The 26,725-nt window shown below is 43.6% G+C and carries 13 protein-coding genes; 12 read left to right on the forward strand and 1 reads right to left on the reverse strand.

Annotated elements, in window-relative coordinates:
* Positions 1–613: MotA/TolQ/ExbB proton channel family protein (locus IH597_10460; GenBank protein MBE0662877.1), on the reverse strand; the 613-nt coding region annotated here is incomplete at its 3' end.
* A gap of 310 nt (positions 614–923) precedes the next feature.
* Between IH597_10460 and IH597_10465 the strand changes: the two genes are divergently transcribed.
* The 12 genes from IH597_10465 to IH597_10520 all read left to right on the forward strand — a co-directional run bounded on the left by IH597_10465 (position 924) and on the right by IH597_10520 (position 26,704).
* Entirely contained in the window at positions 924–3,818 is a 2,895-nt protein-coding gene (locus IH597_10465) for a hypothetical protein (GenBank protein ID MBE0662878.1), read from the forward strand.
* A gap of 286 nt (positions 3,819–4,104) precedes the next feature.
* Complete coding sequence (locus IH597_10470; protein ID MBE0662879.1) at positions 4,105–7,146, forward strand: TonB-dependent receptor; 3,042 nt, start codon at positions 4,105–4,107, stop codon at positions 7,144–7,146.
* Positions 7,147–7,156: 10 nt separating this feature from the next.
* The gene (locus IH597_10475) at positions 7,157–8,638 is read left to right on the forward strand and encodes a RagB/SusD family nutrient uptake outer membrane protein (protein ID MBE0662880.1); all 1,482 of its coding nucleotides are present in this window, start codon (positions 7,157–7,159) and stop codon (positions 8,636–8,638) included.
* Between the two features lie 19 nt (positions 8,639–8,657).
* A complete protein-coding gene (locus IH597_10480) occupies positions 8,658–10,739 on the forward strand; it encodes a hypothetical protein (protein ID MBE0662881.1) in 2,082 nt (693 codons plus the stop codon).
* A 13-nt stretch (positions 10,740–10,752) separates the two neighbouring features.
* The gene (locus IH597_10485; GenBank protein MBE0662882.1) at positions 10,753–11,688 is read left to right on the forward strand and encodes a hypothetical protein; all 936 of its coding nucleotides are present in this window, start codon (positions 10,753–10,755) and stop codon (positions 11,686–11,688) included.
* A gap of 169 nt (positions 11,689–11,857) precedes the next feature.
* The gene (locus IH597_10490; GenBank protein ID MBE0662883.1) at positions 11,858–13,186 is read left to right on the forward strand and encodes a family 16 glycosylhydrolase; all 1,329 of its coding nucleotides are present in this window, start codon (positions 11,858–11,860) and stop codon (positions 13,184–13,186) included.
* A gap of 132 nt (positions 13,187–13,318) precedes the next feature.
* The gene (locus IH597_10495; protein MBE0662884.1) at positions 13,319–14,881 is read left to right on the forward strand and encodes a sugar porter family MFS transporter; all 1,563 of its coding nucleotides are present in this window, start codon (positions 13,319–13,321) and stop codon (positions 14,879–14,881) included.
* A 54-nt stretch (positions 14,882–14,935) separates the two neighbouring features.
* Positions 14,936–16,252, forward strand: coding sequence for a DUF4434 domain-containing protein (locus IH597_10500; protein MBE0662885.1), 1,317 nt, complete (start codon positions 14,936–14,938; stop codon positions 16,250–16,252).
* Positions 16,253–16,522: 270 nt separating this feature from the next.
* On the forward strand, positions 16,523–19,978 hold the full coding sequence (locus IH597_10505; protein MBE0662886.1) for a hypothetical protein: 3,456 nt from the start codon (positions 16,523–16,525) through the stop codon (positions 19,976–19,978).
* Positions 19,979–20,047: 69 nt separating this feature from the next.
* On the forward strand, positions 20,048–21,400 hold the full coding sequence (locus tag IH597_10510; protein ID MBE0662887.1) for an MFS transporter: 1,353 nt from the start codon (positions 20,048–20,050) through the stop codon (positions 21,398–21,400).
* A gap of 292 nt (positions 21,401–21,692) precedes the next feature.
* Positions 21,693–24,827: a glycosidase gene (locus IH597_10515; GenBank protein MBE0662888.1), complete on the forward strand. Its 3,135-nt coding sequence runs from the start codon at positions 21,693–21,695 to the stop codon at positions 24,825–24,827.
* Between the two features lie 14 nt (positions 24,828–24,841).
* A complete protein-coding gene (locus IH597_10520; protein ID MBE0662889.1) occupies positions 24,842–26,704 on the forward strand; it encodes a glycosyl hydrolase family 16 in 1,863 nt (620 codons plus the stop codon).
* Positions 26,705–26,725 lie beyond the last annotated feature (21 nt).

Here is a 26,725-nt window from a genome sequence, read left to right on the forward strand (position 1 = left end):
TAAATTCTGTTGCCCTGGCTTCGAGCATAAATACTATTTTTTCGATTCTTGCAACCAGGATATTGTAACATACAAAGGCAATGATTCCAACAATAAGCCCGGCAACTGTAGTTACCATGGCCTGGTATATGCCCGATGAGAGCAACGAAATATCAATATTGTTGCCAGCCATTGACATATCGTAAAATGCCCGTACCATGCCCATAACGGTTCCCAAAAAACCAAGCATTGGAGCAACTCCTGCTACGGTAGCCAAACCTGCAATGTTCTTTTCCAGTTTTGCGATCTCAAGTTTGCCAACGTTTTCAATGGCAGCGTTGATGTCATTTAATGGTTTTCCGAGCCGCAGTATGCCTTTTTCAATCATTCGTGCAATTGGAGAATCATTGTTACGCGCAAGTGTGAGCGCTGACTCAATACGTCCATCATGCATGAAATCGCGGATATTGTTCATGAAATTATGTTCCTCTTTCGAAGCCCTTCGGATCACAATAAACCTTTCAATGAAGATGTAAATGGCAATCAGTGAAAAGAGAACAATAGGCAGCATGATCCAGCCACCTTTGAGGGCAAGTTCAAAAACTGAAAGTTTAATTTCATCCGGGGTTTCCATTAAGCCCAGGGCAGTGCGGGGGTCTCCTGTTGTGTTCGAAGGAATCTGAAGCAATGTAAATAATAGCGTGCCAGTCATAGGATTGTTTTTAACGGCGTAAAATTAGTTAAACAAAAAAAGGTAGATTCAGTAAACCGATGCTTGTTATACACAATTGAATGTTAATACTGATAACTAAAAAGCAGGTTTTTTATTATTCTCTGTTGAAGTATTGACCGTAAACGTCTATTTTGCACGCAATAGATTGTCAATATTAAGATTTTGTTAATTTTACCAACCATAATATTTTTACATTTTAAGACAGACTTCTGTGATCCAGCTTCAGAATATACTCATATTACTACTATTTTTTCTGACGCCGGTTGAGTATTTGCAGGCTGAAGTCAAGAGTATAGGGTCACCAAAAATCAGAAATTACGAGACCTCAGTCATTAAGATTGGCACCCAAACCTGGATGATTGACATAGGCGCAAACGGCCTGACTTATTTTGCCAATAATGACGGTGTACTTGAATTCGACGGATTAACATGGCGTACTTTTCCATTGCCGGCAAAATCTGTGGTTAGAAGTGTGAAAGCTACAAGCGATGGCCGTGTTTATGCCGGAGGACACAATGAGTTCGGGTACTTCGAGGCTAACTCCTCCGGCCAACTTGTTTTCACTCCCCTCCACCAGCTTCTGCCCGAAAAATATCGTGATTTTGATGAAATCTGGAAGATTCATGAAGTGCAAAACAGCATCATCTTCCAAACCTTCCTCCAGATAATGATCTATCGCAATGATAGCTTAATCGTTGTAGAAGCGCCTGAAATGCTTCATTTTTCATTTGTGATAAACGGTGAGCTTTATGTAAACGATCAAATGAAGGGTTTACATAAACTGGTGGATGATAAGCTTGTCAGATTAAGAGGGACTGAGGCTTTAACGGGAAAGCTTATATGGGTGATGCTGCCGTTACAAGACAAGATTTTAATTTCTACTGCCGAAGAGGGAATGTATGTTTATAATGGCAGCAGTCTGATCCTGTGGGAAAATCCGGCGTCCAGATTGCTACAGGAAAAACAGGTGTATTTTGGGACAACGCTGGGTGATGCTGCCTATGCTTTTGGCAGCATACAAGATGGCCTTATAATTTGTGATACCGACGGCAATCTGCTTCAGCACATCAATGTTGAAAAGGGACTTCAAAACAATACGATACTCAGTGTGCGTGCTGATCAATATGCCAATCTCTGGCTGGGGCTGGATAACGGAATTGATTATGTAGCCATTAATTCCCCACTAACTTATGTGTCAACCTACAACAACTTAAGCGCCGGTTACTCTGCGGTGATTCACAACGGACTGCTTTACCTGGGAACAAACCGGGGTGTGTTTTATCAAAATTGGGAAATGCTCAAAGAGGGTGGAGTTGATCAGAAATTTAATCTGGTAAGTGGCACACAAGGACAAGTTTGGTCGTTGCAGGTGATTGACGGCACTTTGTTTTGTGGTCATAATTCAGGCATATTTATAATTGATGGAACCAAAGCCGAAATGCTTTCGGGTGTTCAGGGTGGCTGGACGTTTCTTCAACCTGATGAGCATAATGACATTGTAATTTGCGGAACCTACACTTCATTGGTAAAATTTGAAAGAATTGGTGGTAAGTGGTCAAAAGGGGTTCAGATAAAAGGGTTTAAAGAATCGTCGAGGTATATGGCCAATGCGGATAGCCGGAGCCTGTGGATCAGTCATGGATACAAGGGAGTGTTTCGCGCCCGTTTCAACGAAAGTTGGGACAGCATTGTACAGGTAGATTTTTATAATAGCCGGAATGGTTTCCCTTCCGATAAAGACATCAGCGTTTTTGAAGTATTTGATCGTGTGGTTTTTACTACCGGAATTGATTTGTACAAATTTGACGAAGAATCGGAAAGTTTTGTACCCGATCCTTTCTTCAAGAATCGCCTGAAGCGAACCGATATGAATATTCTCAAAGAAGACAGTCAAGGCAATGTATGGTATTTTACAACCCAAAATGCCGGAGTCTTCAGGTTGAGGGAGGATGGAAACTTTACAGAAGTTGAGATTCCTTTCAGGGAAATGAAAGGAGAGTTTATCAAATGGTTTCAGTTTGTTTATCCCTATGACGAAACCCATGTGTTTTTTGCGACCCAAAACGGATTCGCACATTACACTCCCGGTATTTTTTCAAATTATCAGCAGTCTTTTAATGCCTTTATCCGTAAGATGGAAATCCTTTCAGGCGTTGATTCGGTACTTTTCCGCGGGTCTGCCTCATCTGAGAATTTTTACGCTGACCTTCCTTACCGTTTCAACAACCTTCAGTTTGAGTTTGCCGCCAATGATTTTACCAATCCGGGCAGTTTGATATTTTTAATTAAGCTCGAAGATTTTGACCAGGAGTGGGTTGAATGGCAAAATCTCAGCACAAGGCAATTCACCAACCTTCATCATGGCGACTATACCTTGCGGGTGAAAGCTATTAATCTTTTTGGTGTTGAAAGCACTGAAGCAAGCCTGAAGTTTCGGATCAGACCACCCTGGTACCTGAGCCGCTATGCATATTTTGCCTACGTCATTTTTGCATTACTAATTATAGTGTTGATCGCAAAATATATCCGTTATCGCATTGAGGCTGTTAAGGTAGCTTTTGAAGAAGAGCAGAAACATAAATTTGCCGAACTCCAAAAACAACTGCAGATTGAATCACTCACGGCTGAGAAAGAGCTTATGGAATTGCGTAATGAAAAATTGCGTTCTGAAAAAAAACAAAAAGATAAAGAGCTTGCAAATACAACCATGCAGATCATTCAGAAAAGCAAATCGCTCGTAGCCTTAAAGAACGACCTCAGAAAATTAGCCCGTGAACTTGGAAAACACCCCGTTTCCGACAGTTTAAACGCCATTACCAGGAGAATTAACCGCAGCATTGATACCGAAAAGCAATGGGAAGTTTTTGAGAGCCATTTTGAAAATGTGCATGAAGAATTTCTCTCCCGCCTCAAAGAAAACTTTCCTGAATTAACACCCCGCGAGTTAAAACTGTGTGCTTACCTGCGCCTGAACATTTCAAGCAAGGAAATCGCTAACCTGATGAATATTTCGCTAAGAGGAGTTGAGATCAGCCGCTACAGACTCAGAAAAAAACTCCAATTGGATCACGACACCAACCTTACAGATTTTATAATCTCATATTGATGGTCAAGTAAATTTGGATTCAGAACCCATGCAGTTTTCTCAAAACCGACTGTTTCTGGATCTTAGCTTACGAAGTAATAGAAGTGTTGAATATGCGACCCGTAGAATTAGCTTTCACCGTTTATATGTGACTGTTAAACAGGCGTCGGCGTCACTGCTGATGTATTATTGATGTAGCGCTGCTAGCAGGATGATGATGTTATGAGAAAGGTAAATATTTTATTACAACGCATTGGTGAAATACATTTGACGTGCAAAACAAAAGCTAAACTTCAAAAAAAGCCTTATGATTAAACAATTTACAAGTTTTGTGATCATTATGATGATCATAGTAACATCTCTCAGCGCACAACAGCAAAGCCTTAGTGGTGTTGTGAAATCTGCGAATGATGGAATGCCAATTCCCGGCGTAACTGTATTGATTAAAGGAACGTTTACGGGAACATCAACAAACATTGACGGTGCATTTACACTGAGCAATGTGCCTCTGGGCTCTACAATTGTTTTTTCTTTTGTAGGAATGACAACCATGGAGGTGGAATACACCGGCCAGGCAATGATGAATGTAGACCTTGAATACGAATCAATGGGTCTTGATGAGTTAGTGGTTATCGGGTATGGTGCTGTTAAGAAACGTGATGTCACCGGTTCGGTTTCGACAGTAGGGTCTAACACCATCGGAAGGCTAAACCCTGTTAAGATCGAGGAAGCGCTGCAAGGAACTATAACAGGTGTGCAAGTTACTCCTCAATCAGGTGCACCGGGTGCAGGCCTCGATATCAGAATCAGAGGGATCTCTACTAATGGCGATGCTTCCCCTGTTGTGATCATTGACGGTTATCAGGGCGATCTGAATACCCTTAATCCCAACGACATCGAAACGATGACCGTACTAAAAGACGCCCAGGCTGCTATTTATGGCACTGTAGGTGCAAACGGTATCATTCTGATTACTACAAAGAGCGGCAAAAGAGACATGCCAACCAGGGTGGATGTCAATAGTTCGTTCGGAATGCAGGAAACCACACGAGAGCTTCCGGTGCTCAATGCCACCGAATATGCAGTAATACTTAATGAGAGTTACGCAGCCAATGGCCAGGCACTTCCATTCCCAAATATTTCGGGACTTGGTAAAGGAACCGACTGGCAAGGAAAGTTGTTTGAAACAGCTCCTATCATGGATAACAACATCAGTGTTTATGGTGGTTCGGGCAATATGAATTACTCCTTCAGTGCATCAGACCTTCGACAGGAAGGTATCATTGGTGCCGACAAATCCGGTTTTGAGAGGAATACTGCCCGAATGGCAATGGGTGCTGATCTTGCCAAGTGGCTGAAAATGAACACTTCGTTGACATACACCTATATCAATCGTAAATCATTCAATGAATTTGGGCTTGGTTCTGTTTTGTTTAATGCTGTAAACATGCCCTCTACAGTGCCGATCTACAAACCTGATGGAGATTTTTTCCTGGCTCCGTCGAATCTTGGTATTGAAATTATAAATCCCTTGCAGCAGGTGGCCAACACTTTCAACGATTATGACCTGAACAAATGGAACGGAAACGTTGGACTGGATGCAAGCTTTGCTAAACATTTCACAGCCACCGCACGTGTCGGGTTCAATACTACAACGGCAAAAAACAAGTCCTTTTCCAAGCAGTTAGATTATGGTGGAAAAGTTTTTGACGTTAGCCGCAGCAGTGTTTTTCAGAGCCGCGACAACTTCAACGATTACACATTTGATGCGTTTGTTACTTATGACAATATAGTTAACAATGTGCACAGCTTTACCGGCACTGTGGGAACCACGGTTTTTAAATCCTACGGTGACAACCTGAGCGCTACCGGCTGGGATGTTCCCAACAATTCATGGGATTTTGCTGATATCAGCCTGGCCAACGGATTGGTTGATGTTAAATCTGCCGGATCATATACTTATGATCAGCGAAGGCTTTCCTATTTTGCACGCGGTCTTTACAGCTATCACGACAAATATCTTGCATCTGTGATTGTCAGGCGTGATGCTTCAACAAAATTCGGCCCTGACAACGCTGTGGCATACTTCCCATCGGCCACTCTCGGTTGGATTGTATCGGAAGAAAATTTTATGGAAAGATTCAATAATATGAACCTCCTCAAGCTGAGGCTGAGTTATGGATTCCTGGGTTCAGACAAAATTGGAGATTACCGTTTTATCTCAACACTGGATGGCGAAGGTACTTACATTCTGGACAATCAAATTGTTAATGGCAGGGCAATTGGCCCGCTTTCCAACCCGAGTATTAAATGGGAGCAATCAGAACAATTTGATTTAGGTGTAGATATGAATTTCTTTAACGACCGGATTGAACTGACTGCCGATTACTTTGTAAAGACTACCCAAGATCTGCTGATACCAAACATTCCTGTTTCAGGCATTTTGGGCACATTTGCCCCTGGTGCAGCAGCTCCAACAGCCAACGCCGGAACTGTGCGCAACCAAGGATTTGAGTTCGCAGTAGGTTACCGCGGCATGATGGGCTCCGATTTCAGCTACCAGGTAAATTACAATCTCACTATCCTGGATAATGAAGTGCTGAAAGTGAATAACGGAACCGGGTTTGTAGATGGTGGTAGTTTTGGTGTTGGTCAGCCTTTGCCAGCCCGTATGCAGGTTGGATTCCCGATAGGTTATTTTTATGGTTATCAGACCGATGGCATTTTCCAAACCCAGGAAGAAATTGACGCTCACCCTTCGCAGATTGCCCTCGGCGCTATCGCACAGCCGGGTGATATAAGGTTTGTTGATACCAACAAGGACGGAGCCATCAATTCCGACGACAGAACCATGATTGGAAATCCAATTCCATCAAGCCTCATGGGTCTTAATATAACACTTAGGTACAAAGACTTCGACTTTACTGCTTACACTTTTGCAAGCATCGGTAATGATATCGTAAGAAACTATGAGCGCACGCAGCCTAATGTTAACCGGATGAGCTATATCCTTGACAGATGGACAGGTCCGGGCACCAGCAATGACGTTCCCAGGGTAACCACAGCCGCTACTGCCAATAATATTTTCTCCGATTTCTATGTGGAAGACGGCTCTTATGTAAGATTGCAGCGAATGGTGCTTGGTTATAGTCTTCCTGAAAAGGTGAATTCCAGAATTGGAATACAGGAAGTTCGATTCTTTTTTGCCATCAACAATTTGTTTACCCTTACAAAATACAGAGGGTATGATCCGGCAGCATCAAGCGGTGTGCCTATTGGCTCAGGCTTTGATAATGGATTCTATCCCGCTTCACGCACTTATATTCTTGGGTTTAATGTAAACATATAATCAGAAAGTCATGATAAAGAATTTATTCAACAAAACAGTTTTAGGCGGGCTATTTACTCTTACATTATTATTTTCATGTTCTGATGATTTTGTAAAAATATCCCCGCAGTATTCCGTTGATTCCGAGAACTTTTTTAACGCCCCTGACGACTATTATATGGCTTTGGTAGCCACCTACGATTTATTGCAGGCTACCTACCCCAATGTAATACTGGGCGAGATTGCTTCCGATAATTCAGCTTGCGGCGGCGAAAGCCCCACTGATGTAATTGGCTGGCAACAGGTTGGAGACATGATACATACATCCACCAATAGCAACCTTAAGGATATTTGGAATTGGATGTTTGCAGGTGTTCAGCGTGCAAATTATTTCATGGAATTTCAGGATAAAATTGATTTCGAAGGTAAAGAGCAAATGATTGGCGAGGTGCGCTTCCTTCGTGCCTACTATTATTTTGAACTGGTGAAATGGTTCGGACCTGTACCATTAAAAATTGATGAGCGCTTCAAACTAGGCGACGAAACTAGCATTCCACGCGCGCCGCTAAGCGAAGTGTATGCCCAGATTGAGGCCGACCTGATCTTTGCTGCCTCGGTGCTGCCGGCAAACCCGGTACAGATCGGAAGAACAAGCAAAGGTGCTGCAAAATCGCTACTTGGCAAGGCTTATCTGTACCAGGATAAATTTGCTGATGCCGCCACAGTGCTCGAAGAAGTGATTCTTGATGGCAAATACTCACTTGTACCAAACTTTTTTGATATCTGGGAAATGCCCGGTGAAAATGGTTCCGAATCAGTATTTGAAGTTCAATACACCGATGTTGAGGGTGCAGGATTTGATTGCCTGCAGTGCAGTGAAGGAAATGTAGCTGTTGGTTTCCAGGGAGTGCGTGGATATGAAGGTCCAATATTTTCTCCTGGTTTCAGTTTCAATGTGCCTGTACAGAAAGCCGTTGACGCCTTCGAGCCCGGTGACCTGAGAAAAGGAGCCACCATTCTCGATATCGTAGCGTGGGTCGATACCATGGGCGCTACTTACACAACAGGAAATGCCCATACCGGCTACTTTAACCGCAAATATTTGCCCCGTAAGAGAACACCCGAGGCGCAAAACGATCTCAACCTTACCAATCCCAACAATTACAGGGCTATCCGATACGCAGACGTTCTGCTGTTGGCTGCCGAAGCTCTCAACCGGGGTGGTATCAGCGACGGCAGGGCACAGGAATATCTCAACCAGGTTCGGCGCAGGGGATTTGGAAACAGTAACCATGACGTTACTTTAACCGGTAATGCACTTACCGATGCCATCTGGCACGAACGCCATGTAGAACTGATGGGAGAAGGACATCGCTTCTTCGACCTTGTACGTACCGGAAAAGCCGCCCAGGAAATTAATGGGTTTGCCACCGGTAAAAATGAGTTGTTTCCCGTGCCAATTGAAGAGATAAACTTTTCAAATGGGAACTGGCAACAAAATCCTGGTTACTAATCAAAAAAATTAGATTAAAATGAACAAGCTGAAAAATTTATTATTGATAGCTGTTGCCCTCTTTGCCGGCTTAGCCTGTGAAAAGGAAATTGACAACATAGACAAACTGGATAATGTAAATGCGCCAAGTATTACTTCTGTTGTTTTCGATATCAAACAGGATAATTCAGGTTTTGTAACCATGATGCCCCAGGCTGAAGGAGTTACCGGTTATATGGTAAAGTTTGGCGACGTTGCAGGTGAAACCCCGACGAAGTATGAGATGAACGATAAGATAACACACACTTATGCTGAGGGTGTTTATGCAATTGAGATCGCAGGTATTGGATTAACGGGTCTTACTTCCGCCTACCAGGCAGAACTGAATATTTCGTTTAAAGCGCCGGAGAATCTTGTGGTTTCCATCCAGGTTGATGGTGTGAATCCACGAATCATCAATGTTTCTGCAACTGCTACTTATGCTACAGTTATGGACATATACTTTGGTGACACCATTGATGAAGTGCCTGTTACTGTATTGCCGGGCGAAGTTGCTTCAAATCATTATGATGAGCCTGGTGACTATGAAATCAAAGTGGTTGCCAAAAGCGGTGGATCAGCTACCACAGAGTACACACAGGTGATAACCATTTCGGCTGCCAGCGATCCTGTAAATCTGCCTATTGGCTTCGAATCATTTACAGTAAACTATGCGTTTGTTGATTTTGGTGGAAACGTGTCCACTGTTATTGATAATCCTGACCCAAGCGGTTTAAATACCAGTGCAAAAGTTGCGCAGGCTGCAAAAAGCGCAGGTGCAGAAGTCTGGGCCGGAAGCTTGCTGACACTTGGAAATCCGATTAACTTCTCGAACACTAAACTTTTCAGAATAAAGGTATGGTCGCCTAAAATTGGTGCTGTTGTAAAACTGAAAGTAGAAAACTTGAATGATGGTAACATAGCACACGAGGTGGATGCAACCACAACAGTCAGCAATGAGTGGGAAGAGTTGCAATTCGACTTCTCGGCAATCGATGTAAGCCAGGAATATCAAAAAATAGTTTTCTTCTTCGATTTTGGCAATGTTGGAGATGGTTCAACCTATTATTTCGATGATGTACGATTAACAGCAGCAGTGCCAGGTACCGGAATAACAGGTACATGGAAAATGGCGCCTGAAGCCGGTTCAATGGGCGTTGGTCCAAACCAGGGTGATATCTCATGGTGGGCTATTGATGATGCCGGTGTAAGTGAAAGAGCCTGCTATTTCGACGACCTTTATGTATTTGCTGCCAATGGAACCTTCAGCAATGTTTTAGGTGCTGAAACCTGGGTTGAAGATTGGCAGGGAGTGACCCCTCAGGGATGCCACGCTCCTGTTGCTCCTCACGATGGATCGGTAGCAGCAACATACGTATATAATGCTGCTGCAGAAACCATCACCCTCAATGGCAAGGGAGCCTACTTGGGACTCCCAAAGGTTTTCAACGGTGGCGAGCTTACCAATCCCAATGATGCCCCGGAATCCATTACTTACATTGTTGATTTATCAGATGATGGTTCAACCATGATTCTCGACATAAGTATCGGTGGCGGATGGTGGAGGTTTAAGCTTATAAAAGAAGATGGTGGGATTATTACTCCTCTCACCGGAACCTGGCAGATGGCCGCCGAAGCCGGATCACTTGGCGTTGGACCCAATCAGGGCGATATTTCCTGGTGGTCAATTAGCACTGCCGGTGTTACTGAGAGAGCCTGCTATTTCGACGACCTTTATGTTTTTGGCGCTAATGGCTCATTCAGCAATATTTTAGGTGATCAGACCTGGATTGAACCATGGCAGGGAGCATCTCCTGAGGGATGCAACACACCCGTTGCCCCTCATGACGGATCAACCAGTGCCACTTATGTTTATGATGAAGCAGAAGGAACAGTTACACTCAACGGAGTTGGAGCATATCTCGGACTTCCCAAAGTTTTCAACGGGGGGGAATTAACCATCCCGGGAGATGCACCCGAAACCATCACGTATATCATCGAATTGTCGGAAGACAACACAGTGATGATTGTTGACATCAGCATTGGTGGTGGATGGTGGAGATATAAACTTGTAAAAAATTAAAAAACAATACACCATGAAAAGATTAAGTCAATTTTTATTCATTGCAATGGCAGGCTTGCTTATGGTTTTTAGTAGCTGCCGGGAAGATCAATACGATATGGGTGAATTGGTGGCTCCGACAAATCTTACCATCACTCACCAAATCGTGGGAGCTGATGCAGAGAATCCATTCGGAGACGGAACAGGTTTTGTGAATTTCACAGCCACTGCTTCAAACGCCATCACCTACACTTTTGATTTTGGAGATGGTTCAAGTAAAGTAATCACGGGTAGCGGGAAAGTAACAAAGCGATTCTCCATCACCGGAATAACCGCATACAACGTTACTGTTCAGGCTGTTGGAACCGGTGGAATATTATCGAGCAAATCTACCCAACTGGAAGTGTTGAGCACTTTCGAGGATCCGCAGGCTGTTGAGTTTCTTACCGGTGGAAGTTCCAAAACCTGGTATTGGGCATCCGATCAGCCCGGCCATACTGGTTTGGGACCGACATCAGAAGACAATGGTAACCAAGAGTTTACCTATGCAGCCTGGTGGAGCATTCAACCCAACGATCCTGATAAAGCCTGTATGTACACGGCAGAATTTGTGTTTACAAAAACCGAAATGGGAATGAGCTTTGAGCAAACTACCGGACCTGCCTTTGTACCCGGAACCTATGCAGGGAAAATCGGTGTTGAAGGCGATGTTTGTCATGATGAAACGGTAGCTACTTCAATTTATGGAGTTAAAAATATCGCCTTGTCTCCATCCTCATCACTGGCAGCAGAAGTAGGGCAATATCGAGGTACCACGATGACATTCTCTAATGATGGCTTCATGTGCTGGTGGGTTGGTTCAAGCGAATATGATATAATTGAAGTTACCGAAAACATATTGAGGGTAAGAATCAAAGAGGACGATACCTTCTCCTGGTACCACACCTTTACTAGTGTTAAACCCGAATAGTTAGCAAATCTATAAGTGATATTAAAATGGTTTCTCATAATCATTAAATTTGGTTAACAAAACGTAAGCGTTGCAGGCAGGATAAACTTTATCCTGGCTGCAACTTCCTTACAAACACAAACCTGAAAAACCACGCTTTAATGATTTAATTGACTTTAAAGCTCCAAACATGAAACAAAAAGCCGAAACCATAATAGGCAATGTCGTGTGCCGGCTCACTCCAGCAATGCTGATTGCCCTCTTATTGCTCAGCATTATCAGTTGTAAGAAAAATGATGAGCCTGACTTTAAAGCAGATTTCAGTTTTGAACCTCTGAGCGAAAACCTAATCAGGTTCACAAATAAATCCACTGGCGAGTATTACTGGATGGTATGGAACTTCGGTAATGGCGTCATTGATACTATCACTGATAAAAATATTCATCCTGAGACTTTTTACTCGCTTGCCGGAAGTTACGATGTAACCCTTCAGCTCACAAACTTTTCTGGCACAAGCAGATCGGTCACAAAAAAAATCAGCATCGCTAAAGATGAACTGATGGTTGACTTTACCGCGATCGTTGATCCAGCCAATCCAAATTATGTACTGCTCAAAAATACTACACTTGGTCAATACAATTCTTTTGAGTGGAGATACCGGGGTTTAGAATTTCAGAACCAGACTGAACACACAGCCTATTTCCCTTATGCAGGCAATTTCAACATCAGTTTGGTGATTTTTCTCAACAATATTGAATTTTCCACTACCAAATCTGTAACAATTGCATCGGACGACCCAAACTACGATCCTAACCTGATCTGGGCTGAAGAATTCAACTACACTGGCTTGCCTGACCCGGCAAAATGGAATTCTGAGATTGGAGGCACCGGATGGGGCAACAATGAACTGCAATACTATACTGATAGGGAAAACAATGCCTATGTGGGAGATGGTGTTCTAACCATTACTGCCCGGGAAGAACAGTTTGGCGGTAGAAATTACACATCAGCACGACTCACCACACAAGGCAAATTTGATGTAAAGTATGGTAGAATAGAGGCCCGTATTAAACTTCCCTACGGGCAGGGTATCTGGCCGGCTTTCTGGATGCTGGGTGCCAATTTTAACCAGGTAGGCTGGCCAACTTGCGGCGAAATTGACATCATGGAGATGGTGGGTGGTGCAAATCGCGAAAATACATGCCATGCTACTATTCACTGGAATAACAATGGTCAGCATGCTAACTATGGTCTTTCACACACCCTGCCTTCCGGGATCTTTGCAGATAATTTCCACATTTTCGGTATAAGGTGGAATTCTCAGGGAATACGAGCCTATGTTGGCGATATTGAATATTTTACTGCAGATATAAGCCCTGCTGGTTTTAATGCATTTAAAAACAACTTTTTTATGATCTTGAATATAGCTGTGGGAGGAAACTGGCCGGGATCGCCGGATGAAACCACAGTATTTCCGCAAACCATGCAGGTGGACTGGATACGCGTTTATCAGGAATAATTGAATCAATTCAGCGGCCATTCAAAAAACCACGCCAATGTAATTAGCTTGATGTTAATCAAATATCATTAACTGAGTGGGGCAAGTGAATTGTCACAGCAATCTTCTTGCCTGCGGATATAACAAAACAAGATGAGCAAAGAGCAAAAATATACAGTTAAGATATCCCTTATTGTGGCATTGGGCGGCTTCCTCATGGGATTTGATGCATCGGTTATATCTGGTGTTATCCGGTTTATTGAACCAGAATTCAATCTGAGCAAACTGCAATTGGGATGGGCTGTAAGCTCTCTTACTCTTACAGCTACTTTGGCTATGATGATTTCCGGCCCACTAAGCAATACTTATGGGCGAAGGTATGTTTTGAGGTGGGCAGCGGTATTTTTTGCTTTTTCAGCATTGGCTTCTGCATTGGCTCCTGATTTTATATCACTTGTCATTGCCCGTATGATTGGTGGATTTGGCGTAGGCGCCGCTTTGATTATTGCACCCATGTACATCGCTGAAATTGCACCCCCGAAATTGCGTGGCCGCCTCGTATCATTGAATCAGTTGAACATTGTGCTCGGCATTTCAATAGCATTTTTTACCAATTACCTGATCCTGCGTCTGAGCCAGAGTGATCTGGCCTGGGCAAAATCCTTGGGCATTGACCAGTATCAATGGCGTTGGATGCTAGGCCTTGAAACCCTGCCTGCCGTGATGTATTTCGGCTTTTTGTTCATTGTACCCCGCAGTCCGCGCTGGCTACTTATGAGAGGCAGAGAAGGTGAAGCGTTGAATGTTTTAAAAAAAGTTAGCACTGCGGATCAGGCACTCAAAGATCTGGAAGCAGTAAAAGCAAGTTTTATTGCCGCAACTCCAAAAAAGAAGGTACCATTGTCAGCATTGTTTAAACCGGCCATTCGTATCGTATTAATTATCGGTGTTGTTGTGGCTGTACTACAGCAAATAACAGGAATTAATTCCGTGTTTTTTTATGCTCCGATGATTTTTGAGCAATCCGGAATTGGTGCTGATGCATCTTTTTCACAAGCTATTTTGGTTGGGCTTACCAATGTTGTCTTCACTATCCTGGCCATCATGTTTATTGACCGGTTCGGACGAAAAATACTCTTAATTGTTGGATTAACGGGCATAGCCATCAGCATGTTTGTATTGTCGTGGGGCTTTCATCAGGCTACTTATTCTTTAAGCCAGGAATCCATTGAAAATTTACCCGCCCAAATTGACCGTGTAAATGTTGAAACTCTTGCAGGCAAAACCTTTAACACTGATGTAGTTTTTAAACAGGCGATCAGACAGGCTTTTGGCCCGGAAGAAGCAAAAAGCGTGGAAGCCGACCTGATGGCAGCAGCTACGCAAATGAATGCATTATTGATTTTGTTAGGAATCATTGGCTTTGTGGCCTCTTTTGCCATTTCATTGGGACCCGTTATGTGGGTGCTGTTCTCTGAGATATTCCCTAATTATATTCGTGGGATTGCTATTTCTTTTGTCGGGTTTATTAATTCAGGCGTGAGTTTCCTGGTGCAACTGGTATTTCCCTGGGAACTGGCCACCTTTGGCAGTTCGGTCACTTTCCTCATTTACGGGCTTTTTGCCGCTGTGGGACTGGTGATTATTGCTATCACGCTTCCGGAAACCAAAAATAAATCTCTTGAGGAGCTGGAGGGAATTTTGATAAAAAAGTGAAAATCTGATTCAGAAGTTGTGCAAGTGAAAACGAAGAACACAAAAAACGCAATGATGAAAATAGAATTTAAATTATTGATATTTTTTATCTCGCTTACCGGATTGTTTGCTTGTTACAATGGCGAACCCGGAACAACAGAAAATGCTCCGGTAAAAGTTGAGCTGATAAAAGAATCTTTTGGTTACCAGGTTTATGTAGATGGTGAGCCATTCTATATTAATGGGGCAGGTTCATCAGGATATAATATTAATTCTGTTGCCAGTCATGGAGGAAACACGATCAGAACATGGAGCACTGGCAGCGATAGGTTTACCGGGCAACAGATTCTGGACGAAGCCCAAACAAATGGATTAATGGTGCTGATGGGTCTTGATATAGCAAAGGAAAGGCATGGTTTTGACTACGATGATAAGGAAGCTGTAAAACTACAATTCGAAACTGTGAAGAAAGAGGTACTAAAGTATAAGGACCATCCCGCTTTGCTGGCATGGGGCATCGGAAACGAACTAAACCTGCATTACACCAATCAAAAAGTGTGGGATGCCGTGAACGAGATTTCAGAAATGATCAAGGAGTTGGATCCCAATCATCTCACCACAACCATGTTGGCGGGAGCCAGGGCAAATGATGTCCGGGCTGTGGTTGAAAGTTGCCCTTCACTTGATTTTCTCAGTATTCAACTATATGGCAGCATTGTTAACCTTCCCGATTATATCGCCGAAAGCGGATACCAGGGCGCTTATGCCGTTACCGAATGGGGTGCAACAGGCCATTGGGAAGTTCCCCTCACGGCCTGGGGACAGCCCATCGAGGAAAACAGTCATGTAAAGGCAAAGGCTTACAAAGAACGTTATGAAAAAGTAATCGCCTCCGATGCATACCATTGCATAGGCTCAACGGTGTTCTTATGGGGCCAGAAACAGGAACGCACTCCCACATGGTACGGCATGTTCCTTGAAAGCGGCGAAAAAACCGAATCAGTGGATGTTATGCAGTATGTTTGGACCGGGGAATGGCCTGAAAATCGGGCGCCACAACTACAACAATTTCTGTTAAATGGCCAAACAGCTTACGACAATATTTATCTCACTGCTTCAGAGCAAATTGAAGCCAAAGTGTATGCTACCGATCCTGATGGCGACAATCTCACTTACCGTTGGGAGATGCTTGCCGAAGTACCTCGTGAAAATCATAGCGATGGAGGCGATTTTGAACCACGGCCTGAAACCATTTTTGGCCAGGATACTAAGGAAAATACAATCTCCATTACTGCACCTGCAACACCTAGCGAGTATCGCCTTTTTGTCTATGTTTTCGACGGGCACAATAACGCAGCAACGGCCAACATTCCTTTTTGTGTGAAGCCATAGGTTCAACTTAACAGCCATTAAGCACCTTCAATAAGCAGATATACAAGCATTTATTGCTTGTTTGATGTGCTTTTGATGTAGTATAAAAATCGTAATGCTGCAGCCTTGACGTATATGAAAATTTGGTTTAGCAGTAAATAGGTAGTTAGCTTTGCTATCGGGTTATTCGCAAGTTCGTTACAAAATTTGCCAGTGGTTTAATAAAGACACTGACAATAACGTAGAACCAGTATATAAGAACCAGCACAAATTTTCAATCTTTTAACAAAAATGAAAAAGCAAACCATATTCCTCGGAAACAATGAGATCATCACTGAAAAGTCAGGAGTTTCGGGTCAGTTTTTAGAAATGGATGGTGAAAAGTTCTATCAGATAAAAAACTACCAGGAAATGCCCGATTTCTTTATCAGCATCGTGAGCGATTCTGACCATTGGATGTTTATATCAAGCAACGGTTCACTCACAGCGGGTCGCAAAAACCCTGAGCATGCGCTGTTTCCGTATTATACCGTTGACAAAATCCATGACTACAAAGGCAAAACCGGCAGCCGTTCATATTTCTTAGTAAGACAAGAAGGTAACACATTTTTATGGGAACCATTTACTGATGATTCGCTGAGGTTTTACAACGCCACGCGCAACATCTATAAAAATATTTATGGGAACAAGATCATCTTCGAAGAGATCAACTCTGCACTTGGACTCTGTTTCAGATATGGCTGGTACAATAGCGAAAAATACGGGTTTGTCAAAGAATCCACCCTCATCAATAACTCCGGCAAACCACTTACTGTTGATGTGCTGGATGGTTTATTGAACATACTTCCTTACGGGGTGGGATATCATTTTCAGAATGAATTCAGCAACCTGGCGGATGCTTACAAAAAGAATGAAAAAGCCGAAGACAGCACACTGGGCCTTTTCATGCTCAGCGCTATCCCGGTTGACCGTGCCGAACCCAGCGAGGCCCTTTTTGCCACTACAGTCTGGTCAACCGGCCTGGGAGAAAAGGTCAATATCCTGATTTCAGATCAGCAGCTGAGTAAATTTTTGCAGGGTGAAGCTGTAGAAACTGAAGAAAATATCCGGGCAACGCGTGGAGCATACTTTATCAATTCCCGGCTCAACCTAAAAGTAGATGACAAACAAAAATGGCTCACCATCGCCGAAATTAACCAGAGTACTACCGATGTTGTGAACCTGAACCAGTTCATTATCAACACTAAAAATCCGGTTGAACTCATCTTGGCCGACATTGAAAAAGGCTCTGAAAACCTCAGGCGCATGGTATCCCTTTCAGATGGATTCCAGGTAACCAACACCGAAATGTGCTCTGCCCGGCATTACACCAATACGCTCTTCAACATTATGAGGGGTGGAGTTTTTGTCAATAATTACATGATTGATAAGGCAGATTTCAAGCGCTACCTATGGCAGATCAACCGCTTGCTGAGTAAAGAATACCAGCATTGGCTCGACAAACTCCCAGCCAACATTTCTTATGCTGATCTGATTGGCCACACAGAAAAAACCAACGATTCCGACCTGATTCGAATCACCGGCGAATACCTGCCCCTGACCTTCAGTCGCCGACATGGCGATCCCAGCAGGCCATGGAACAGGTTCTCCATCGAAACCAAAAACCCTGACGGTTCGGTAAAATATTATTACGAAGGCAACTGGCGTGACATCTTCCAGAATTGGGAAGCTCTCTGCCATTCATTTCCTGAATTTACCGAAGGCATTATCTCCAAATTCGTCAATTCCTCAACCATTGACGGCTACAACCCTTACCGCATCATGCGCGACGGCATGGATTGGGAAGTTCCCGAACCCAATGACCCCTGGGCGTATATCGGTTACTGGGGTGACCACCAGATCATTTACCTGCAAAAATTGCTTGAACTTTCTTTCAACTTCCATCCCGGCAAAATCGAACACCTGCTTACCAGCAATATTTATACCTACGCCAATGTGCCATACCGCATCAAATCTTATGAAGATATTGTACTGAACCCAAAGGACACCGTTGTTTTCGATTTTGAATTGGATAAGAAAATCAAAACAGAGGCTGCCTACCTTGGCGCCGATGCCTGCATGCTCAAAAGCAAAGAGGATGAACAAATTTACAAAGTGAACCTGACAGAGAAAATCCTCGTTGCCCTGCTTTCTAAACTCAGCAACTTTATTCCGGAAGCCGGTATTTGGCTCAACACACAGCGTCCCGAATGGAACGACGCCAACAACGCCCTGGTAGGCAATGGAACCTCTATGGTTACTTTGTATTACATGCGCAGATTCCTGCATTTCTGGGATAATAAGTTCAGCGGCGTCTCTTTCAGTAGCGTGAGAATTTCGGAAGAAGTGGCCACTTTGCTTGAAAGCATTCACAAATTCCTGGATGAAAATGCTGCATTGCTCAAGTGTAGAATGTCCGATGCTGACCGGCTCCGTTTTGCCGATTTTCTTGGTAAAGCACATGCCAAATACCGCGACGAAATTTATAAATATTCATTCTCAGGCGTAAAACGCCAGCTACAGGTGAAAAACCTGGTTGCATTTTTCAAGCTTTGCCTGAAGTACATTGATCACTCCATCAGGGCTAATAAGCGAAAAGATGCGTTGTATCATGCTTACAACCTGATTGCTTTGAAGCCTGATGGCATACGGATCCGTCACCTATATGAGATGCTTGAAGGACAGGTAGCAGTGCTGAGTTCGGGTTACCTAAGCAGCGAGGAAAGCCTGGAGTTGCTTCATGCCCTGAAAAAAAGCAGTATGTACAGGCAAGATCAGTACAGCTACATGCTTTATCCCGACAGGATTTTACCAGGCTTTACAGAGAAAAACTGGGTTCCCGAAGAATTGGTCGAAAAATCAACTTTGCTGAAAAAATTACTTGCCGATAAAAACACTACTATCATTCAGCAGGATGCTCTGGGTGAGTATCATTTTAACAGCGCATTCCGAAATGCTGACATGCTGGAAAAAGCCCTGGGCGAACTAAAGGTTGGAAGCTACAGCCAGATTGTTGAGGAAGAAAAGGATACCATACTTTCTATTTATGAAGAAGTATTCGACCATCAGTCGTTTACCGGGCGTTCAGGAACCTTTTTCGGGTACGAAGGCCTGGGTTCTATATACTGGCACATGGTTTCAAAACTGCTGCTGGCCACGCAAGAATGTTTCTTCAAGGCGGTGGCCGAAGGCGCCCCTTCAGCTATTACCGGTCAATTAAAGGAGCACTATTATGAGATCAAAGCAGGGATCGGGCTTTACAAAAATCCTGAATTGTATGGCGCTTTCCCTACCGACGCTCACTCCCATACGCCTGCCAATGCAGGTGCCAAACAACCGGGTCTGACAGGCCAGGTAAAGGAAGATGTAATTGCAAGGTTTGGTGAAATGGCAATTACGGTTGTTAACGGCAATATTGTGTTCGAACCGGCTTTGGTAAACGAAGACGAAATTCTTAAAGAGAGCCAGGTGTTTGAGTTTATTTCAATAACGGGTGAACCAAGGCAGATATCACTCGAAAAAGGACAAATGGGATTTACATTCTGCCTGACACCCATTATACTGGATTTCAGCGGCAAGAAAAAGATCAGTGTTTATTATGCTGATGGAAGCACCGAGGAAATCCCCGGACGGGTATTGAACCACCGGATCAGCACCCTGATTTTTAGCCGAAATGGTGAAATTGACCGGTTGTTGGTTTCGGTTTAAGTTGCATCAGCGTAGAGACGCCATGCATGGCGTCTCTACCCATGCCAAAAACGATAAACACAGAGATCCATGAATAAAATCGTCACAAAACTATCTATTAAGGAAAAAGTAGGGTATGGCCTGGGCGATACCGCCTCGCATTTTGTGTGGGACATGGTGGGTTTCTGGATATTGATTTTTTATACCGATACTTTCGGGATTTCTGCAGCAGCAGCCGGCACCATTATGCTGATAGCCCGTGTTTGGGATATGATCAGCGATCCGTTGATGGGTGTAATTGCCGATCGCACCAACACCCGTTGGGGGAAATTCAGGCCCTACCTGCTTTGGATGGCACTGCCATACAGCGTGTTGGCGGTTCTCACATTTACTACACCGGATTTTGGCCCAACCGGAAAAGTAATTTATGCAGGAGTTACATACTTCCTGCTGATGACCGTTTTCACAGCCATCAACCTGCCCTACTCCTCCCTGGGCGCTGTGATGACCGCCGATTCCTATGAACGGGCGGGACTGAATTCTTACCGATTTATTTTTGCCTTTATCGGGCAGTTTATCGTGACAGGTACAGCGCTTTACCTTGCCAATTATTTTGGCAAAGGCGATAATGCCAAAGGTTATCAATACACCCTGATACTTTTTGCGGTAATCAGTTTTATACTATTCATGATCACATTTAAAACCACCCGCGAAAGGGTGAAACCGCCTCCGACTCAACAGAAAAATCTGAAGGAAGACATCCGCAATTTGTTTCGGAACCGACCATGGGTGATTCTGTTTTTTGTGGGCATCATTTCTTTTATCATGTTTGCTATGCAAAACCTTTCCATTGCCTATTACTTCAAATACTATATCGGCAAAGAGGAAAGCGTACAACTGTTCAATATAATAGGAACCATTGCTCTGATCCTTGGTATACCATTGTCAAAACCTTTAGCAAAGCGGTTCGGAAAACGAAACGTATATGTTGCCAGTTCGCTGATATCAGGTTTGTTTTTCATCCTGCTTTACATCCCAGGTAACAACAACATTTACAGCATTTACATTCTAAACATCCTCGCTAAATTCACTTACGCACCTGCGGTGCCTTTGCTATGGACCATGCTTGCCGATACCGCCGACTTTTCTGAATGGAAATTTGGCCGACGTGCCACCGGGCTTGTGTTCTCGGCTGCCACTTTTGCCCAGAAAGCAGGGTGGGGAATTGGCGGCGCACTTGCAGGATGGATGCTTGCACTTTTCAGGTTTGTGCCGAATATTGAGCAGACTGCAACTTCGCTCAACGGAATAAAACTGATGATATCAGTTTTCCCGGGGGTTCTTTATATGTCCTGCGCCATACTTCTTTACTTCTATGCAATTGATCATAAAACCTGCATGCTGATGCAAAATGATTTGGAAAAACGAAGGGAAGAATCATAAAGATGTAGTTTTTACAGTATTGATGGTTTAAATAGAAATAGTTTTAAGAATTACAAAACATAGTCTATTAATATAATATATACAGCAACAGGCTCAGTTATACTAGTCAGGCGAAAAAAGAATTAAAATAACACTGATAATTAAATAGTTGCAGATAGTTTTTATAGCCAGCAGTTAATTGTCTTTCCTCAGTACATAAAATGTATATAAGTGGTTTAGCCAATCTCTTATATACATTTGCTCTACACTTTGAGCCTGGGTCTGATGCACTATTAACTTAACATATATTCTTATGAAACAAATCGTCCTGTTGCAAATTATCCTGAGCTTCTCCATTTCCCTTTTTGGGCAAGCTGGCAGGGTGGATGTGGAAAAAAAAGCAGATGGATGGAGGCTCCATGTTAATGGGGAGGCTTTCATGGTAAATGGTATGAACTGGGACTATTTCCCGATTGGAACCAATTACGCTTATAGTTTGTGGAATCAGCCTGACGATTTCATAAAAAAGGCGCTTGATGATGAAATGTCATTGCTACAAAACATGGGTGTGAACACCATTCGCGTTTACACAGGCATCCAGCCCAAATGGATCACTTACATTTACGAAACCTATGGTATCCATACCATGCTCAACCATTCATTTGGACGATACGGGCTCACACTGGATGGAGCCTGGGTTGGAAATACGGAATATTCTGACCCAAGGGCAAGAGAACTTCTGTTAAGGGAGGTAAAAGAACTGGCAGAGGAATACAAAGATACTCCTGGTTTGCTGTTGTATCTGTTGGGCAATGAAAACAACTACGGGCTTTTCTGGGGAGGCGCTGAAACGGAAGATATTCCTATGAAAGACAGGGAATCTACCCACAGAGCCCGCCACATGTACAAATTATTCAATGAGGCTTCATTAGCAATGAAATCCATTGATCCGAACCATCCGGTATCGTTGTGTAACGGCGACCTGCTATTCCTTGATATTATCGCTGAGGAATGTAAGGATGTGGATATTTTCGGGATCAATGTTTATCGCGGTATTTCATTTACTGATTTATTCGATAAGGCCAAAAGAGATTATGATAAACCACTATTATTAACTGAGTTTGGTTCGGATGCATTCAATGCCATCACTAAGGAGGAAGCCCAGCGTGAACAAGCAATTTATAATGTAGCCAACTGGAGAGAGATTTATGAAAACGCTGCCGGCCTCGGAAAAGCGGGTAATTCAATTGGTGGCTTTACTTTTCAATTCAGTGATGGTTGGTGGAAATATGGCCAGACCAAGGACCTGGATGTACATAACACCAATGCTTCCTGGGCAAATGGCGGATATTTGTTCGACTACGCTCCAGGCGAAAACAACATGAATGAGGAGTGGTTTGGTATTTGCGCCAAAGGGCCCACTGATGAAGCGGGATTCTATCAATTATTTCCCAGGGCTTCATATTATTCCTTAAAAGAGGTCCATCAGTTTGATCCATATGCATCGGGTACTTCATTAAGAACCATTCAGCAACATTTTGATGGCATTCGCATTGTTGATGCCGCTTTAAAAGCCAGGGGGGATAAGGCAGCCCTCGAAGGCGAAAAGCTTAAAAAAATCAGCCTTAGCCGGTTGGGTGCAGAACTAACAACTTTTAACACAGGTGGCAGTTTAATTACCACTCCTGATGATCCCATCCCTGGCAGTAATAAATATCCCGATCAGCTGGGTTTTGATCACATGCAGTCATTTTTTATCGGCGTTCAGGCCAATCCGGCGCCCAACTTCAGTGCCAATGTTGAGATAAACGCATTGGGAAATGTAGCACAAAACCCGATAGATGAGATTTTTTATGAAAACCGAGGCCGACGCGTAGAATTAGGCGGAGATAATGGCAATGTGAGTTTAGAATCGTTAAACAGGGTGCAGGTTTACCAGGCCAGTTACGATTGGAACCACAAATGGTTTAATGCAAAAGGCTTTTATCGAACCGGTCATTATCACTGGGGCTATGAAGGAGATTTCTTCGGCTTGTACCCCGAAGCCAATTATGGCCCTCAGATTGACATTTATAACGGTATCGCACCTTTTGGTATGGAGGTGGAAGGCAAAAGGCAATTTAAAAATTTCACCCTGGCTTTTGGCCCTCAACTGTGGTGGGGAGCCAACCCGGCAGTTTTACTCAAGTATAACAAGAAATTCGGAAACAATACTTTCACCGGTATTTTCCATGAAGACCTCGATCAATTAGGACTCACTGAAAGTTCTTTTGCGATCCCGCAACCCAAAACCAGGAGGCTGACACTGCATATGAACAGAGAGTTTGGAAAGTTTGAAGTTGATTTAGGAGGTATCTGGGCAGGACAGCCACTCCAGGGAAGAGAATTTCAGGTGGTGAGAGGAGAAGAGGGTAACTATAGTGTTTACAAAGATGAAATTAAGCCGGAAGATAATTTTGGTGGTAAAATCAAACTTAGCTATGCCAGCGGCAGGTTCAATTGGTACGGACAATCTGCTATTATGGGGCTGGTTGCGCAAGGCGGCGTTGATCAAACCCTTACTTTTACCGGATGGAGATTGAAAGATAGCGGCAGCGGCAACCAGTATAATGTTCTTTCCGGATTCACCTACATGATTGGTGATCTGCAGATTGGACCAAATTTTCTATGGCAAAAGCCAATTGAAGGCCCAATTCCGGCAGCAGTTGCATCTCCCGGAAGACCAAGAAATATTCTTGATGACCCCTTCGTGGTAAGAGCCAACAGGGAACAACTGGCTGCTGAAATTCTATTTACCTACGACCCGACTCCCGGTTCATGGATGTATAACTGGGACAGCGATAAAAGCGAGGATGCAGAATTAGCTGTTAGCCTGGGCTTCGTATATCGTCATTTGCCCACTACCCAGGATGCTGCCATCGGCATTCTGCCTGATGGGCGCACACCATTTGCTTTCCCGGGTGCGCCACCGGCAAAAGATTTGTGGGAGGTTCACGCAAGGCTGGTTTCCAAACCAACCAAAGATTTTGGGCTTATTGCCAATTTGTATGCCGGCGATGCACAGGCCAACGGTAGCGACGACCGCACCATCAGCCGTTATGGCGTGGATTTAAGGATGATCTTTAAAAATATTAAACTCACTTCATTTGCCAGGATCAACGACTGGGGTCCGTATGATTATCACCGCGATTATAATTTAACTTTCCCGCTGCAACTTATGGCTGACATCTCAACTTCATTGGGAAAACCCGATTGGTTCGCGCTGCCGGCAACCAGCATCGGTATCCGGGCAACCTATCGTACACTCGATAAATATTCCCCTCGCTATGCTCCAACCTGGACAGTGGATGCTGCCGGAAACCGGGTTCCTGATCCTATGGCCATTGGTTTTGACAATGGTAACGAATGGGAAATCAGAACTTACGTGATCATAAATATTGGTAAATAAAAAATCTTAACAATATGAACACAAATATTCTTATTCGTTTTCTAAATTATATCCCCATTGGGATGCTTGCATTGCTTTTGATGGGCTGCGAGCGCGATCTCGAAGATTTATCTCCGGTTACCAATTCTACCAATCCGTTGGTGTTTATTGACGATTTCAGCGCAGGCTTGAATTATGCAGCTTTTGGAGGCTCGATTCCCACAGCTTTTGATGTTGACAACAAAGTAACCTACAACAATTCTTCCGCTTCTATGAGATTTGATGTGCCCAATGCCAACGACCCCAATGGATTATACGCCGGCGGAGTGTTTTTTACGGAATCGGGCAGGGATTTGTCAGGCTTCACTGCCTTGACATTCTGGGCCAAAGCTTCACAATCAGCCATACTTAATGTTGTTGGTTTTGGGAACGATCTCGGAGCGTCAAAATATCAGACTTCGATTTCGGACCTGGCCATAAGTACCGCCTGGCAGAAATATTACATTCCAGTTCCTGATCCCTCACGGCTCACAAATGAGCGAGGCATGTTTTTCTACTCTGTTGCTCCTATTGAGGGCAAAGGTTTTTCTTTCTGGATTGATGAGTTGAAATTCGAAAATCCTGGAACCATTGCGCATCCTCAGTTTACCATTCTGAATGGTGAGGATCAGACCGAGACTGCTTTTATTGGAGTCGAAAAAGCAATTGGTGGCCTGACTTCAATTTTTAATTTGCCAAACGGGATAAACCAGGCAGTGAATATTACACCAGCATATTTTGAGTTCACATCTTCCGATACAACCATTGCAAAGGTTGATGCAACAGGGAGAGTAATGGTTACCGGAGGCCCCGGAAATGCTGAAATCACAGCAAGTGTTAGGGATGTTATTGCCGAAGGTTCGCTCATGGTTCAATCGGAAGGCGCTTTTGAAAATGCTCCGGTTCCCACTTTAGATCCTTCAAATGTTATTTCAATATTCAGTGATATTTATCCTAACGTACCGGTGGAATACTACAATGGTTATTGGGCACCATACCAAACTACACTTTCTGCTGACTTTGAAGTAGGCGGTGACCATATCCTCCATTACACCGATTTCAATTTTGTAGGTATCGAGTTTAGCGCTCCTACAATTGATGCTACTTCTATGACACATTTGTACATGGACATCTTTATACCGAACCAACTATCGGCAAATGCAAAAATGAAATTTGAGATAGTAGATGATGCGGGTGGCGGAACGGGTGCTTTCTTTAAGGACATTCCAGTTTCAATGTCGCAGCAATGGGTAAGAATTGACATGCCATTCGAGGACATTGCCGGGTTGAATAGCAGAGCAGCCCTCATGCAAATCATCTTTGTGAATGAAAGTGGCAATATTTCGAACTTCTATGCTGATAATATCCTGTTCTACAACGACGGCACTCCGCCTCCCCCGCTTGAAGAACCTGAGACCCAGGCGCCCACACCCACACATCCTGCTGCCAATGTGATTGCAATTTATAGTGATTCTTACGAGGTCCTTCCCGGAACGGATTATCCCGATTGGGGTCAACTAACAGTAGTTTCTGAAGTACAAATTCAGGGAAACAACACATTAAAATTTGCCGGCCTCAATTACCAGGGAATTCAATTGGGAAGCAGTCAGAATGTTTCAGCGATGAATTTTTTACATCTGGATTTCTGGACGGCTAATTCCACGCTACTTAAAGTGTGGCTCATCAGCCCGGGGCCAGTGGAAAAAGAATTTTCATTAACGGTTCCAACCACAGGCTGGGCAAGTATTGATATTCCAATGTCAGCCTTCGCACCAGTCAATTTGAGTGATGTAATTCAACTTAAGTTCGACGGTAACGGCGACATCTGGTTAGACAATATTTATTTCCGTAAGAATTAAAATGTCAGGCTCTAAGTTGTA

Source organism: Bacteroidales bacterium (assembly GCA_014860575.1).
In the GTDB taxonomy this organism is placed as follows: Bacteria; Bacteroidota; Bacteroidia; order Bacteroidales; family JAAYJT01; genus JAAYJT01.

What these genes read in the sequence shown, in the direction of transcription:
- IH597_10470 (MBE0662879.1), top strand. Translation starts at nt 4,105, where the DNA reads ATGATTAAACAATTTACAAGTTTTGTGATCATTATGATGATCATAGTA.
- IH597_10475 (MBE0662880.1), top strand. Translation starts at nt 7,157, where the DNA reads ATGATAAAGAATTTATTCAACAAAACAGTTTTAGGCGGGCTATTTACT.
- IH597_10480 (MBE0662881.1), top strand. Translation starts at nt 8,658, where the DNA reads ATGAACAAGCTGAAAAATTTATTATTGATAGCTGTTGCCCTCTTTGCC.
- IH597_10485 (MBE0662882.1), top strand. Translation starts at nt 10,753, where the DNA reads ATGAAAAGATTAAGTCAATTTTTATTCATTGCAATGGCAGGCTTGCTT.
- IH597_10490 (MBE0662883.1), top strand. Translation starts at nt 11,858, where the DNA reads ATGAAACAAAAAGCCGAAACCATAATAGGCAATGTCGTGTGCCGGCTC.
- IH597_10495 (MBE0662884.1), top strand. Translation starts at nt 13,319, where the DNA reads ATGAGCAAAGAGCAAAAATATACAGTTAAGATATCCCTTATTGTGGCA.
- IH597_10500 (MBE0662885.1), top strand. Translation starts at nt 14,936, where the DNA reads ATGAAAATAGAATTTAAATTATTGATATTTTTTATCTCGCTTACCGGA.
- IH597_10505 (MBE0662886.1), top strand. Translation starts at nt 16,523, where the DNA reads ATGAAAAAGCAAACCATATTCCTCGGAAACAATGAGATCATCACTGAA.
- IH597_10510 (MBE0662887.1), top strand. Translation starts at nt 20,048, where the DNA reads ATGAATAAAATCGTCACAAAACTATCTATTAAGGAAAAAGTAGGGTAT.
- IH597_10515 (MBE0662888.1), top strand. Translation starts at nt 21,693, where the DNA reads ATGAAACAAATCGTCCTGTTGCAAATTATCCTGAGCTTCTCCATTTCC.
- IH597_10520 (MBE0662889.1), top strand. Translation starts at nt 24,842, where the DNA reads ATGAACACAAATATTCTTATTCGTTTTCTAAATTATATCCCCATTGGG.